We start from the raw sequence: 12610 nt of genomic DNA on the forward strand, positions 1-12610 counted from the left end.
AAGCGCTCCAAAGCTATCGATATAAAAGTATTGACAATAGTAAGTTGATATAATATATGAATATACAAGTGAATTATTTGGAGTGTAACTTTGAAAGAAGGCAAAACCCAAATCTATAAGAGAAAATTTCTCTGTAGGTTTGGGCTTTTTTTATGCAAAAAGGAGGTAGACGATGGGGTTTCCTAATGATTTTTTGTGGGGATCAGCTATGGCGGCAAATCAAGCGGAAGGTGCCTGGAATGAAGGCGGAAAGGGACCAAGTATCATTGATTATCTGACAGGTTCAAGAGAGGATGGAAAGCGTTTTCTTACATTGGAATTGTCGAAAGATGAAAAATATCTAAATCATGAAGCCGTTGATTTTTATCATAATTATAAAAAGGACATTGCATTATTTGGAAAGATGAATATGAAGGCATTACGTTTCTCTATTGCGTGGAGCAGAATTTTTCCGGAGGGGGAAGGCGAGCCGAATTTAGAAGGATTAAAATTTTACGACAGGGTTTTAGAAGAACTTGAAAAATACCAGATTCAACCAATTATAACGATTTCTCATTATGAAATGCCGATGAAATTATGTACGGAATATGGAGGATGGAGAAATCGCAAATTAATTGAATTGTATGAGAAATATGCAAAGCTTCTTTTAGACAGATATGGAAAACGGGTACGTTATTGGATAACTTTTAATGAAATAAATGTCTTATTATCAGGTTTTGCATCTTATGAGGCGGGGGGATTGATTTTTACAGAGGAGGATAACCGGGAAGAAATCTGTATGCAGGCATTGCACCATCAATTATTAGCAAGTGCAAAAATTTGTAATTATGCACATCGTCATTATCCGGAATTAAAGATGGGATGTATGATTGCATACATTACTAAAATTTTTTCGGTTTCATCAAGTCCCATTAATTCTGCTTCATGAGGAGTTGGATCTTCAATGGCAATTTTTATGGTTTTTGATCCGGGTTTTTGGTTCATGCGTTGGCACATTTGAGAAAAGCTTACAACAGCAGGAGAAAGGGAACGCTGCATTTTCTTTTCTGCGATAAATGTTCCTTTTCCTGATTTTTCTCCAGGTATCCTTGACTGTCCAGTGCGGCAAGGGCTTTTCTTACAGTAACACAGCTGATATGGTATTGTTCGCTTAGTTCATTTTCTGTCGGGAGTTTACTGACGGGAGTAAGTGTTCCATTGGTGATCTTGTCCAGAATCAGTTTTTCAAGCTGTTTATAAAGTGGTGTGGCTATGGCATTATCAAGTTCCATTTAATGAAAATTCCTTTCCGGTAAATAAAAAAACAGATATTGTAATCTGATTTTATAGTTGAATACTTTTGTGTATATATAATAATACATTTGAGACTATTTGTATATGCAGATTTGTTATTTTGTAGCAAAAAAAGAAAAAATATTGAAAAATAAAATACAAACTTCTATGCTTTTAGTATAACAATATAATACAAAAATGAGTTGGATGATATTGATAAATGCATCTATGAGCACATTTGCAAGTATCAAAAAGATACATTTTGAAATAGAATATGTATTATAATGTATTTTTACTATGCAAATACAATAAAAAATAATAATGGAAATTGGTCGATTTAACGAAAAAAATAGATAGTATTGACAAAGAAGTTGTGCAGATATACTATTGTATCAGATACAAAGTGATACATATCAAATGCGAGATATGAAATTACTATTGTACGTACTACCAATAAAGACATGCGCATGATCTTAGAATTATTATGGAGAATACAGGAGGAAGAAATGAAATTTGCACCAATGAATTATCATTATTTGAGATATCCGCTGAAGAAATTCCTAGACAAGGTAGAACAGTCAGTATTTAACAGTATTGATCTGTATTGTAGTGCACCACAGTTTAATATATTTGATTATTCTCTTTTTTCATTACTTGAATTGGAAAAGGAGATTAGGAGAAGAGACCTAAGTGTTATGGCAATGACACCGGAGAATTGTACATACCCGGTTAACTTCTGCACACAGGATAGAGGAACACGTGAGTCCAGTATTCGTTATTATCAGCGAGCTATTGATACGGCGGAATTTCTTGGCTGCCATAAAGTTCAGATCAGTACCGGATTTGGATATTTCGATCAGTCACCGGAAGATGCATGGAAGTATTGCAGGGATTCTCTGCAGCAGTTGGGTGCTTATTGTGAGAAAAAGAATGTGGAGCTGATGCTGGAGGAGTTGAAGGTAACAACAACAAATGTGCTGATAAAAAGTTCAGATCTGAAACGAATGATAGAAGAAACAGGCTCATCTCACATACATGGTATGGTAGATCTGGATCAGATGACCTACGCCGAAGAAAGCATAGATGACTATATGGATAATTTAGGCGCTCAGCTTGTTCATGTGCATTTTAACGATCGGGGACATACAGTTCCCGGAGACGGAGATTTTCCAATGAAAAAGTATTATAAAGATCTGAAGCGCAGAGGATATGAGGGGACAATTTCGTTTGAAATATGTGACCGTCGTTATTACTGTGATCCGGATAAGGTAATTGATGACATTACAGAATGGCTTAGGAATAATACAACAGAATTAAGTTAATAAGGTGGACATCTATCCATTTTATATAGAAAATGAAAAAGAATCTGCCGGTTTATATATCCATAGACAAAGACATCTTGGATAAACAATATACAGAGACAAACTGGAGTCAGGGGAATATGTCACTTCCGATGCTGGAGCGATTGCTCTCACATTTTCTGGAAAATGGAAATATACTTGGCATTGATATCTGTGGAGAATGCCAGCAGGGAATTCCACTGCCTGAATATTTGCAGGCTGAAGAACTGAATGAAGAAACGAATCAGAAATTATTTGAGTTCCTGTCCCATTATATTTCATAACATTCCAAAGTAGAAAATAGGATAAAACCCCACAAGAGGTGTCGGTTGCGGCACCTCTTTTTTCGTGCTAAACTTTAACTTAAGAGAGAAATTATTTGAATTATATTGAAAGACAAAAAATTGGGAGAGGATGAAGAATTTGAACAGGCAGCGCAATACTGGAACCGCAAAGGGCAGACGGCAATGCCAAAGGAGGCTTTGCAGTAGGCCCATTTCAATTTGCAATGGTGAATCCGGTGATTACGAAGAAGTCAGGCGGCTACAGTACAGAGGAAAGCTGTCTTTCGCTGGATGGAGCCAAAGCCTGCACAAGATACCAGGAGATAGAGGTAGATTATCTGAATGGTGATTTTAAACCACAACATGGAAAATATTTCGGCTTTACCGCGCAGGTTATCCAGCATGAGATCGACCACTGCAATGGAGTGGTAATATAATGAGCAGAGAATGTTAATTATGAGTAAATTTTGCTCATGATATATATTGAAAAAATAAAAGGAACCTGCATAAAAACAGATTCCTTAAACGAGGTGAAATCCCTGTCGAAGAATGGAAGTCCAGTTACTTTTCTGATAGAGAAAACGGACGATGATTACAGTCTGTTTTTCTTTATCAATCGTATAAAAGGCAAGGTAATTATTAATTTTCACAAAACGAATGCCCCAGCTTGCCAGTATTGGATCGTCTGCCGGATGAAACTTCTGTGGCAGGTCGGCTAATGAGTCTATCCACTCGGTCGCAGCATCTAACAGATTATCTGCAACATCAGGATTTTTGAAGGTAAATTCAATGTAATCCGCAGCACGCATAATATCGTGTTCTGCGGTGGAAGTGATATAAACCTGATAGCTCATCGACTGCGGTGGCTCCTGATATCAGCCATAGCTTCGGAAAATAGTCTGGTATTGCCTGTGGCAATATCGTCCATTCCTTCCTTAATCTGACTGTAAAGTTCAAAGCGGCTGGTCAGTTCTTCGTAGGATTCAATGCTCATAACAGCAAGATCACCTTTTCCATTCTTCGTAATGAAAACTGGTTCAGGATAATTATGACAAAATGTAGAAATTTCATTGTAATTATTCCTTAAATCAGCACTTGATTTAATTGTTGGCATAAAAACACCGCCCTGTTTGATAACAAAATTATACAAAAATTTGGCTATATGGTTAATGGACATCTCCATAATAGTAGTTAAATAAATATAAAAACTGCCGGTAGCAGGTTAGAGATGCTTAATATATTCCTTTGGAGTAAGCGCACATAGATGAAGAGAAATATGAAAAGCAGAATCATAAATCAAAAAGGAAAGTATCTTTTCTAAAAACAAGGAATGTTATACAATATATCTGTTAAGATAAAAATATGCGGAGGATGTCCAATGTATACAACATACAAAGAGTACTTAAAACAGGAGACGTCACTGCCCTTTGAAGAAGCCATGCAGATCTGGAACCAGATTGCAGAGCAGGGGGAAGCGGATGCAGCCTGCAGGGAACTCATAGACCGTTTTTTGAAATGTGCAGTAGACTATGTGCGAATCAGAAACGGATGGAACCAGAAATCGCTGGCAGAGAAAGGACAGGCAGATGCGGAGCGCACCCGCTGTCATAATCTTGTGATCAGTGCGAAAAACAAACTGTCCGTCTATATGTATGAGCATAAGCTGGGCAATGACTGGGATGATTGGTTAGGGGAAGAGCGAAAACGAATCGGAGACTTCGCATGTTATGTGGTACTGCTTCAGGGACTGGAAGCAAGATAGTATAGAAAACAAAAGAAATCGAGGAACTTATCACATGGCAAAAGTGATTATGATACAGGGAACAATGTCGAATGCCGGAAAAAGCCTGATTACAGCAGGCTTATGCCGTATCTTTCATCAGGATGGATACCGCGTGGCGCCTTTTAAGTCACAGAATATGGCATTGAATTCCTATATTACAGCAGAAGGGCTTGAAATGGGACGGGCACAGGTTATGCAGGCAGAGGCAGCTAGAATCGAGCCACAGGTCTGCATGAACCCGATTCTTTTAAAGCCTACAAATGATATTGGCTCCCAGGTGATTGTCAACGGTACGGTCATTGGCAATATGCCGGCGCGGGAATATTTTAACTATAAGAAAAAGCTTATCCCGGATATTTTAAAGGCATTTCACAAACTGGAAGAGCAGGCGGATATTATTGTAATAGAAGGAGCCGGAAGTCCGGCAGAAATTAATCTCAAGGAAAATGACATTGCAAATATGGGCATGGCGGAGATGGTAAATGCACCGGTTCTTCTGGCAGGAGATATTGACCGGGGCGGTGTGTTTGCACAGCTTTTAGGAACGCTGATGCTTTTAGAAGAGCAGGAAAAATCCCGTGTAAAAGGTTTAATCATCAACAAATTCCGCGGAGACGTATCCATATTGGAACCGGGTATTCAGATGTTAGAGGAAAAAGGCGGCATTCCGGTCTGCGGAGTGGTGCCTTATATGAAGGTACAGCTTGAGGATGAAGACAGCCTGACCGGAAAATTTGAGCATCGGAAAGAGGCATTGATAGATCTGGCAGTTATCCGTTATCCGAGAATATCTAATTTTACGGATTTTGATGTTTTCGAGCATATGGAAGGCGTATCGGTGCGCTATGTGACTTCGGTGCAGGAAATCCATCATCCGGATGCCATTATTCTGCCGGGCAGTAAGAATACAATGGGTGACCTGAAATGGATGCGCGAAAATGGCATGGAAGCTATGATAAAGAAACTCTCCGCAGACACTCCGGTCATTGGAATCTGCGGCGGTTACCAGATGTTAGGAGAAAGCCTCGAAGACCCCTATTCGGTAGAGGAAGGCGGCAGCTTACGGGGCATGGAGCTGTTGCCGCTTAAGACGGTGATGAGCCGGGAAAAGGTACGCCGTCAGGTAACGGGAACCATAGACCCTCTCACCGGTATGTTAGTTTCCCTTTCCGGCAAAGAATACAAGGGCTACGAGATTCATATGGGACATACCGGCGGAACACAGAAGACAGAGCGGATGCATGCATCAGAGCAGACACAGGAGCAAGCTCATAATCATACACGAGTTCATGAACAGGAGGAATCCTGTATACAGGATGCAGTCGTTGTGCAGAAGGGAAATGTCTACGGAACGTATGTCCACGGCATTTTTGATGAAGGAGATATCGCATCCACTTTTATCCGGGCATTAGCGGAGAAAAAGGGAGTGCATTATGAAGATAATCAGGGCATGAATTATCAGCAGTATAAGGAGAGCCAGTACGATTTGCTGGCGGATACACTGCGGAAATATCTTGATATGGAAGCGGTTTATGGAATGCTGCAGGAGGCAGAATATGACAAAAGCAGAATTGGATAGCATAAAGATTTTGCCTTTAGATGACAGTTGGTATCGCAGGGTAAAAGAGAAGCTGGATGGAATCGCCAAACCCCTGGATGGACTTGGAAAGTTTGAACATCTGATTGCACAGATTGGAGCCATAGAGAAGACGACCAGAATATCCATTCAGAAAAAAGCAGTTCTTGTTATGTGTGCAGACAATGGCGTGGTGGAAGAGCGGGTCAGCCAGAGTGGAAAAGAAGTAACGCTTGCAGTGGCAAAAGCCATGGGAGTAAATAATTCTTCTGTAGGAAAAATGGCAGCAGTAGCGGGCGTGGATGTAATTCCGGTGGACATTGGAATTGATACGGAGGAAATAATTCCCGGAGTATTGCCACGAAAAGTCGCAAAGGGTACGAAAAACTTTGCAAAGGAACCTGCAATGACAGAAGAAGAGGTCTTAGAGGCAATAGAAACCGGAATACAACTGGTGCAGCAATGCCATAAAGACGGCTATGAGATACTTGCTACAGGAGAGATGGGAATCGGAAATACAACCACCAGCACAGCCGTTGCAGCAGCACTTTTGGATTTAGAGGTAGAGCAGGTGACCGGAAAAGGTGCCGGATTAACCGATGGGGCATTAAAAAGAAAATGCAGGGTAATTGAAGAAGCGATAGAAAAATATTCCCTTCGTGATGCGGATGCATTTACCATATTAAAGACGGTAGGTGGACTGGACATAGCCGGATTGACAGGCGTATTTATCGGAGCAGCAATCGAGCAGATACCGGTTGTCATCGATGGCGTCATCAGTGCCGTTGCGGCACTTTTGGCAGAGACACTTTGCAAGGGTGCCGTAAATTATATGATACCATCCCATAAGAGCCGGGAACTGGCAGAGACAGCGATTATGAAAAAGCTGCGTTTAGATCCGGTACTGGATGCGGATATGGCGCTGGGTGAGGGAACTGGTGCAGTGATGATGATGTCCCTGCTGGATGTAGCACTGGGCGTGTATTTGCAGGGAGCATCCTTTGCAAATTTTGAGATAGAACAGTACAAGAGGTATGAAGAATGATTGCATTGGTAATCGGCGGAAGCGGCAGCGGAAAATCCGCATATGCAGAACAAATGGCAGTGAAAGCCGCAGGCAACGGCAGCCTTTATTATGTAGCCACCATGCAGGTGTATGATGAAGAAGGAAAGAAAAAAGTAGAACGTCACCAGAAAATGCGGGCAGGAAAAGGCTTTCTTACGATAGAGCAGCCGAGAAGACTTAAAGAGGCAGCAAAGAAAGTGGCAACCGAAAAAGTGTCAGCAGGAAAAGTTGCAGCAGAAGGAGTGTCGGCCGGGAAAATAGTTTTGCTGGAATGTATGTCGAACCTCGTTGCCAACGAAATGTTTTCAGAAGAAAATCTGTCTGCTGTGATGGATGAAGCGAAAGTAAAGCAGCTTTCCCATGAAATTATAAGTGGAGTAACAGCATTGCAGGATTCCTGTGATATACTGATTATTGTCACGAATCAGATATTTGAAGACGGAATCCGTTATGATGCATCCACAATGGCTTATATCCGGTTGTTAGGAGATATAAACCGGCAGATTGCAGAGCGGGCAGAGCAGGTCGTTGAAGTAGTAGCAGGAATTCCGATTTTCATAAAAAAGGATGGAATTTAAGAAAGAAGAGGAATACATGAAAATTTTAAAAGGATTCGTCATTGCATTTTCCATATATTCAAAAATACCGGTGCCGCAGTTTGACTGGAAGAAAGAAGATATGCAGTATCACCTCTGCTTCTTCCCATTGATTGGTCTTATCATTGGAGTATTGGAAGCCGGCTGGTTCTTTTTGGGAAATGCAGCCGGGATAAGCCATCTTTGCAAAACCCTGATAGCGGTGGCAATTCCACTGCTTGTTACCGGTGGCTTTCATATGGATGGGTTTATGGATACCATGGATGCATTTCATTCCTATCAGGATAAGGAGAAGAAGCTGGCAATTTTAAAAGACCCTCATATTGGCGCATTTTCCGTATTGATGCTAGTTTTATATTATCTTATTTATGGAGCAGCATATGCGGAGCTTACGGAATTGTCTGCAATTCTTGTAGTGGGAATTGGCTTTGCGTTATCACGAAGCTTAAGCGGAATTGGTGTGGTGAGCCTGAAGGCAGCAAAAAAGGATGGTATGCTTGCTTATTTTGCAGACAGCGCCCAGAAAAAAAGAGTGCTGGCAGTCCTCATCATAGAGGCAGTTGTCTACAGTGGATGTATGATTTATGTAAACCTATGGGCGGGGCTTGCGGCAGTAGTTGTGGCATTGCTCTGTTATGGTTATTATAGCTGGAAAAGCCGGAAGGAATTTGGCGGAATCAATGGTGATACCGCAGGATATTTTGTGTCATTATGCGAAAATGCCATGGCAGTTGCAGTGGCAGTTGTTTTTCACTTTACAGGAAATTGCTTTCCTGTAAAGTAAAAAACGCTCCGCGAGTATGCGCACTGCGGCGTATAAGGTAGATGCCGCAAGCGACCGCCGCAGGCGCGAGAATGAGCCGAGGCACATTCTTTGTTTTATAGCAGGCTGGAAAGGAAAAATCATGGAATTATTTTTGGGCGGATGTTACCAGGGAAAAAAGGAATATGTGTTAAAGCTTCACCCGGAATGTAAAGGTCAGGTGATAGAGGGCGAAAACCTTCCTGCAGACTGGGATGGAATGATAAAAGAACTGCAGGAATTTGAGAATCCGGTCATCAACCATTTACACCTGTGGGTCCGGAAATGTCTTGAGCAGCAGACAGATGTGGAGCTGTTGGCTGATAAACTGCTGGAAACATATCCGGGACTTATTTTCATCTGTGATGAGATTGGAAATGGAATTGTACCGATGGATGCTCTGGAACGGGATTACAGGGAGCGGACCGGAAGACTACAGATATGGATTGCCGAGAAGGCAGAAAGGGTAGAACGCATTGTATGTGGAATCAGCCAGAGATTAAAATAAATTTATTGCTTATCCGTCATGGAAAGACCCCGTCAAATCGGGAACACCGGTATTTGGGTGTAACAGAAGAAGCTTTGTCAGGGGAAGGCAGAAAGCAGTTGGAGATTCTTGCAGAAAAAGATATTTTAAAAAAACCATGGCTGCTTTTCATCAGTCCGATGCTGCGCTGTCAGGAGAGTGCTGGTATACTTTTTCCGGGAAAGAAAGCTTATCCGATAGAAGAATGGCGGGAGATGAATTTTGGCGCATATGAGGGAAAAAATTACGAAGATTTGAAAAATGATGCCTATTATCAGAAATGGATTGACAGCAATGGCACACTACCTTTTCCCGAAGGCGAAAGCCAGCAGGAATATATAAAACGTTGCCATAGAGGGCTTCTTACCGCGACAAAAATCATAGAGGAAAAAATTGCCGGAGAAGTAGCAGATATTGCAAAGACATCATCAGCGAATGAGATAACAGAACTCCGGGAGCCTGAAAAACTGATAGAAGAAAATCAAATGACAGAAAATCCGATAACAGAAAGTCAGCCCCGGAATGTGACAGCGGTTGTACACGGCGGCACAATTATGGCTCTGCTTCACATCCTTGCAGGTGGAAATTATTTTGATTATCAGGTGAAAAATGGAGGCGGCTACTGCTGTAAGCTTAGACTTTGCGGGGAAGAATGGAAATTAGATTCCCTTGAGGAGATTACAATATGATTTATCACATGATTGCGTTCGGACTGGGATTTTGCCTGGACCTTCTTTTGGGAGATCCATACTGGCTGCCACATCCCATCCGGGTGATTGGAAATTTTATAGGGATATTGGAAAAAAGAATGAATAAAAAGGAGTGCAGTGAGAAATACCTTGTAAGAGCAGGCATTGGAATGGTTGCGCTTGTTTTGCTGACAGTTCTTATGGTGACCACACTTCTTCTGATTCTTGCGTACCGGATTCATCCGGTGGCAGGTGTTATCTTGGAAATGATTATGACCTATCAGATTCTTGCGGCAAAATGCCTGAAAGTAGAAAGTATGAAGGTATATAAGTGTTTAAAAGAGAATGACCTTTTAGCAGCAAGACATGCCGTTTCCATGATTGTAGGCAGAGATACCGAGAAGCTGGATGAAACAGGAGTGGCAAAGGCTGCCATTGAAACGGTGGCAGAAAATACTTCGGATGGAGTCATTGCACCGATGCTATATACCGCACTTGGCGGACCGGTTCTGGGCTTTTTTTATAAGGCAGTCAATACGATGGATTCCATGGTAGGATATAAGAATGAACGTTATCTTCATTTTGGCAGAGCTGCCGCAAAATTCGATGATATCTGTAATTATATCCCATCCCGTATCAGTGCATATCTGATGATTGCAGGGACATATTTCCTTGGAAAGGAATATGACGGGAAGCATGCATATTACATTTATAAGAGGGACCGGTATCATCATGCCAGTCCGAACTCTGCCCAGACAGAGGCAGTTTGTGCAGGAGCACTGTCCATACGGCTGGCAGGAGATGCCTGGTATTTTGGCAGACTGGTGAAAAAGCCATTTATCGGAGATGCACTGCGTCCGGTGGAATACGAGGACATCAGAAGAGCAAACCGGCTTTTGTATGCGACTGCATTTTTATGTGAAGGCATTTGCCTTTTGGTGATGGGATTGTTATTCTTTATATGATTGAAAGGATAACAATACAGGAAAGGAACAGGAATATGGTACATGGAGGAGACATCTACCGTAATTGCATATCGTTAGATTATTCTGTAAATATCAATCCTCTGGGCATGCCGGCATCTGTAGAGGCAGCCCTTAGGGAAGCGGTGGCTTTATGCAGCCGGTATCCGGACATCAGGCAGGAGAAGCTGAAGGCAGCCATTGCTGAGATGGATAAGGTATCGGCAGATGAGATATTGTGCGGAAATGGAGCTTCCGAACTTTTTCCTGCAATTCTACATGCATTAAAACCAAAGAAAATACTGATTCCGGTTCCTGCTTTTTATGGTTACGAGTGGGCTGCCGGAACGGAAGCGTGTGAAGTAAGTTATTTTCCATTGCGGGAACAGGATAATTTTGTGCTGGGAGAGGACTTTATTGAGGCATTAGATAAAGAAACGGAGCTTATATACCTTGCTAATCCCAATAATCCCACCGGACAGTTAATTCCACCGGAGATTTTAAAAGGGATTTTAAAGCGGTGTCAGGAGCTTGATATAATAGTGGTGGTAGATGAATGCTTTCTGCCGTTTTGTGAAGAAGCAGAGCTTTATGAAGAAATGGAAGCTGGCATGAAATGTAGGAATCTGATTCAGGTGAGAGCATTTACCAAGACCTTTGCCATACCGGGAGTCCGGCTGGGTTATCTTATCTGCCGGAACAGGGAAGTATGTCAGAAGATTGCAAGACAGCTTCCGGAATGGAACTTATCGGTATTTGCCCAGATGGCAGGATGCGCTGCAGCAAAAGAAACGGAATTTATCGGGGAAAGCAGAAAACTCATAAAAGAGCAGCGGAGTATTCTGACAAAAGAGCTGATATCCTTAGGCTTCCGGGTGTATCCTTCCCGGGCAGATTATATTTTATTTTACACAGAGCTGCCATTATATGAGTTACTTTTAAAGAAACAGATTTTGATTCGAAATTGTGAAAATTACAGAGGTCTGTCCAAAGGGTATTACCGGATTGCAGTAAGAGGGCAGACAGAGAATGAGCGGCTGATAAGCGCATTAAGAGAGGTGATGGGAAAATGAATCCAATCGAATTTGTATTGCCGGGAGAGATCGAAAAACGCAGCTTTGAGATTATTTCAGAGGAATTAGAAAAGCGTCATATTGTATTGCCCAGGGAGCAGGAACCTGTTACCAAGCGTGTGATACATACCAGCGCAGATTTTGATTATGCAGAGACAATGTGTTATTCTGACCATGCAGTAGAAATTGCAAAAGAACTGATTCTTAAGGGGGCGGATATTGTAACGGATACCAATATGGCACTTGCCGGAATCAATAAGAGAATATTAGCTTCCTTTGGCGGAGAAGCCCATTGCTTTATGGCAGACCCGGATGTGGCACAGCTTGCCAGAGAGCGGCAGGTAACAAGAGCAACCATCAGCATGGAGAAAGCCGCAGCCATTGAAAAACCGGTTATTTTTGCGGTGGGAAATGCACCGACGGCATTAATCGAGCTTCATAAAATGATAACCGAGGGACGCTATCAGCCGGCATTTATTATCGGAGTTCCGGTAGGTTTTGTAAATGTGGTACCGGCAAAAGAATTGATTATGGAAACAGAAGTACCTTATATCATTAACCGGGGCAGAAAGGGCGGAAGCAATGTTGCCGCAGCTATCTGCAATGCAATTTTGTATCAATTAAGACGATAGTAAAATCAG

At 41.9% G+C, this 12610-nt stretch carries 16 protein-coding genes and 1 pseudogene; 14 read left to right on the forward strand and 3 right to left on the reverse strand.

The window, feature by feature from the left end; translation table 11 throughout:
- The first annotated feature begins 172 nt into the window (after nt 1-172).
- Nucleotides 173-928 carry a glycoside hydrolase family 1 protein gene (locus DV740_RS10490; RefSeq protein WP_118088043.1) on the forward strand — a complete coding sequence of 252 codons (756 nt, stop codon included), beginning with the start codon at nt 173-175 and terminating at the stop codon, nt 926-928.
- 79 nt (nt 929-1007) lie between these two features.
- Here the strand turns inward: DV740_RS10490 and DV740_RS10495 are convergent, their stop codons facing one another.
- Entirely contained in the window at nt 1008-1271 is a 264-nt protein-coding gene (locus DV740_RS10495) for a GntR family transcriptional regulator (protein WP_118088044.1), read from the reverse strand.
- A gap of 507 nt (nt 1272-1778) precedes the next feature.
- Between DV740_RS10495 and DV740_RS10500 the strand changes: the two genes are divergently transcribed.
- From DV740_RS10500 to DV740_RS10510, 3 genes and pseudogenes are all read left to right on the forward strand, one after another.
- Complete coding sequence (locus DV740_RS10500; protein WP_117841919.1) at nt 1779-2594, forward strand: sugar phosphate isomerase/epimerase family protein; 816 nt, start codon at nt 1779-1781, stop codon at nt 2592-2594.
- A 77-nt stretch (nt 2595-2671) separates the two neighbouring features.
- Complete coding sequence (locus tag DV740_RS10505) at nt 2672-2896, forward strand: hypothetical protein (RefSeq protein ID WP_199534950.1); 225 nt, start codon at nt 2672-2674, stop codon at nt 2894-2896.
- A gap of 200 nt (nt 2897-3096) precedes the next feature.
- Nucleotides 3097-3333 (forward strand): annotated as a pseudogene (locus tag DV740_RS10510) (peptide deformylase); the annotation flags it as partial.
- A gap of 84 nt (nt 3334-3417) precedes the next feature.
- On the opposite strand, the gene DV740_RS10515 reads toward DV740_RS10510, so the two are convergent.
- Together DV740_RS10515 and DV740_RS10520 are read right to left on the reverse strand one after the other, a co-directional pair.
- Complete coding sequence (locus DV740_RS10515) at nt 3418-3750, reverse strand: type II toxin-antitoxin system RelE/ParE family toxin (protein ID WP_118088046.1); 333 nt, start codon at nt 3748-3750, stop codon at nt 3418-3420.
- On the reverse strand, nt 3747-4010 hold the full coding sequence (locus tag DV740_RS10520) for a type II toxin-antitoxin system Phd/YefM family antitoxin (protein ID WP_118057661.1): 264 nt from the start codon (nt 4008-4010) through the stop codon (nt 3747-3749). The genes DV740_RS10515 and DV740_RS10520 overlap by 4 nt, the downstream gene beginning before the upstream one ends.
- Before the next feature lie 264 nt (nt 4011-4274).
- Here DV740_RS10520 and DV740_RS10525 point away from each other — a divergent pair, with 264 nt between their 5' ends.
- From DV740_RS10525 to DV740_RS10570, 10 genes are all read left to right on the forward strand, one after another.
- Nucleotides 4275-4658 (forward strand): hypothetical protein, encoded by a 384-nt coding sequence (locus DV740_RS10525; protein ID WP_118057637.1) that lies wholly within the window; start codon nt 4275-4277, stop codon nt 4656-4658.
- 34 nt (nt 4659-4692) lie between these two features.
- A complete protein-coding gene (locus tag DV740_RS10530) occupies nt 4693-6258 on the forward strand; it encodes a cobyric acid synthase (protein ID WP_118088047.1) in 1566 nt (521 codons plus the stop codon).
- Nucleotides 6236-7300 carry a nicotinate-nucleotide--dimethylbenzimidazole phosphoribosyltransferase gene (gene cobT, locus DV740_RS10535; RefSeq protein ID WP_242994295.1) on the forward strand — a complete coding sequence of 355 codons (1065 nt, stop codon included), beginning with the start codon at nt 6236-6238 and terminating at the stop codon, nt 7298-7300. Before DV740_RS10530 ends, cobT begins: the two co-directional genes overlap by 23 nt.
- Nucleotides 7297-7899 (forward strand): bifunctional adenosylcobinamide kinase/adenosylcobinamide-phosphate guanylyltransferase, encoded by a 603-nt coding sequence (locus DV740_RS10540; protein ID WP_118088049.1) that lies wholly within the window; start codon nt 7297-7299, stop codon nt 7897-7899. Before cobT ends, DV740_RS10540 begins: the two co-directional genes overlap by 4 nt.
- A 16-nt stretch (nt 7900-7915) precedes the next feature.
- Nucleotides 7916-8701 (forward strand): adenosylcobinamide-GDP ribazoletransferase, encoded by a 786-nt coding sequence (locus DV740_RS10545; RefSeq protein ID WP_118088294.1) that lies wholly within the window; start codon nt 7916-7918, stop codon nt 8699-8701.
- Nucleotides 8702-8822: 121 nt separating this feature from the next.
- Nucleotides 8823-9227 (forward strand): bifunctional adenosylcobinamide kinase/adenosylcobinamide-phosphate guanylyltransferase, encoded by a 405-nt coding sequence (locus DV740_RS10550; protein ID WP_118088295.1) that lies wholly within the window; start codon nt 8823-8825, stop codon nt 9225-9227.
- Entirely contained in the window at nt 9200-9934 is a 735-nt protein-coding gene (locus DV740_RS10555) for a histidine phosphatase family protein (RefSeq protein ID WP_158561556.1), read from the forward strand. The genes DV740_RS10550 and DV740_RS10555 overlap by 28 nt, the downstream gene beginning before the upstream one ends.
- A complete protein-coding gene (gene cbiB / locus DV740_RS10560) occupies nt 9931-10899 on the forward strand; it encodes an adenosylcobinamide-phosphate synthase CbiB (protein ID WP_118088051.1) in 969 nt (322 codons plus the stop codon). The genes DV740_RS10555 and cbiB overlap by 4 nt, the downstream gene beginning before the upstream one ends.
- A 35-nt stretch (nt 10900-10934) precedes the next feature.
- Nucleotides 10935-11969 (forward strand): pyridoxal phosphate-dependent aminotransferase, encoded by a 1035-nt coding sequence (locus tag DV740_RS10565; protein WP_242994296.1) that lies wholly within the window; start codon nt 10935-10937, stop codon nt 11967-11969.
- On the forward strand, nt 11966-12601 hold the full coding sequence (locus DV740_RS10570; protein ID WP_118088053.1) for a precorrin-8X methylmutase: 636 nt from the start codon (nt 11966-11968) through the stop codon (nt 12599-12601). The genes DV740_RS10565 and DV740_RS10570 overlap by 4 nt, the downstream gene beginning before the upstream one ends.
- The last annotated feature ends 9 nt before the right edge of the window (nt 12602-12610 follow it).

It is taken from the genome of Roseburia sp. AF02-12 (assembly GCF_003461765.1).
Lineage (GTDB): Bacteria > Bacillota > Clostridia > Lachnospirales > Lachnospiraceae > Roseburia_C > Roseburia_C amylophila.

Coding starts and splice junctions, on each gene's coding strand:
- DV740_RS10495 (WP_118088044.1), bottom strand. CDS start 1,271: ATGGAACTTGATAATGCCATAGCCACACCACTTTATAAACAGCTTGAA.
- cobT (WP_242994295.1), top strand. CDS start 6,236: ATGACAAAAGCAGAATTGGATAGCATAAAGATTTTGCCTTTAGATGAC.
- DV740_RS10500 (WP_117841919.1), top strand. CDS start 1,779: ATGAAATTTGCACCAATGAATTATCATTATTTGAGATATCCGCTGAAG.
- DV740_RS10555 (WP_158561556.1), top strand. CDS start 9,200: ATGTGGAATCAGCCAGAGATTAAAATAAATTTATTGCTTATCCGTCAT.
- DV740_RS10550 (WP_118088295.1), top strand. CDS start 8,823: ATGGAATTATTTTTGGGCGGATGTTACCAGGGAAAAAAGGAATATGTG.
- DV740_RS10545 (WP_118088294.1), top strand. CDS start 7,916: ATGAAAATTTTAAAAGGATTCGTCATTGCATTTTCCATATATTCAAAA.
- DV740_RS10530 (WP_118088047.1), top strand. CDS start 4,693: ATGGCAAAAGTGATTATGATACAGGGAACAATGTCGAATGCCGGAAAA.
- DV740_RS10540 (WP_118088049.1), top strand. CDS start 7,297: ATGATTGCATTGGTAATCGGCGGAAGCGGCAGCGGAAAATCCGCATAT.
- DV740_RS10525 (WP_118057637.1), top strand. CDS start 4,275: ATGTATACAACATACAAAGAGTACTTAAAACAGGAGACGTCACTGCCC.
- DV740_RS10520 (WP_118057661.1), bottom strand. CDS start 4,010: ATGCCAACAATTAAATCAAGTGCTGATTTAAGGAATAATTACAATGAA.
- DV740_RS10515 (WP_118088046.1), bottom strand. CDS start 3,750: ATGAGCTATCAGGTTTATATCACTTCCACCGCAGAACACGATATTATG.
- DV740_RS10570 (WP_118088053.1), top strand. CDS start 11,966: ATGAATCCAATCGAATTTGTATTGCCGGGAGAGATCGAAAAACGCAGC.
- cbiB (WP_118088051.1), top strand. CDS start 9,931: ATGATTTATCACATGATTGCGTTCGGACTGGGATTTTGCCTGGACCTT.
- DV740_RS10490 (WP_118088043.1), top strand. CDS start 173: ATGGGGTTTCCTAATGATTTTTTGTGGGGATCAGCTATGGCGGCAAAT.
- DV740_RS10565 (WP_242994296.1), top strand. CDS start 10,935: ATGGTACATGGAGGAGACATCTACCGTAATTGCATATCGTTAGATTAT.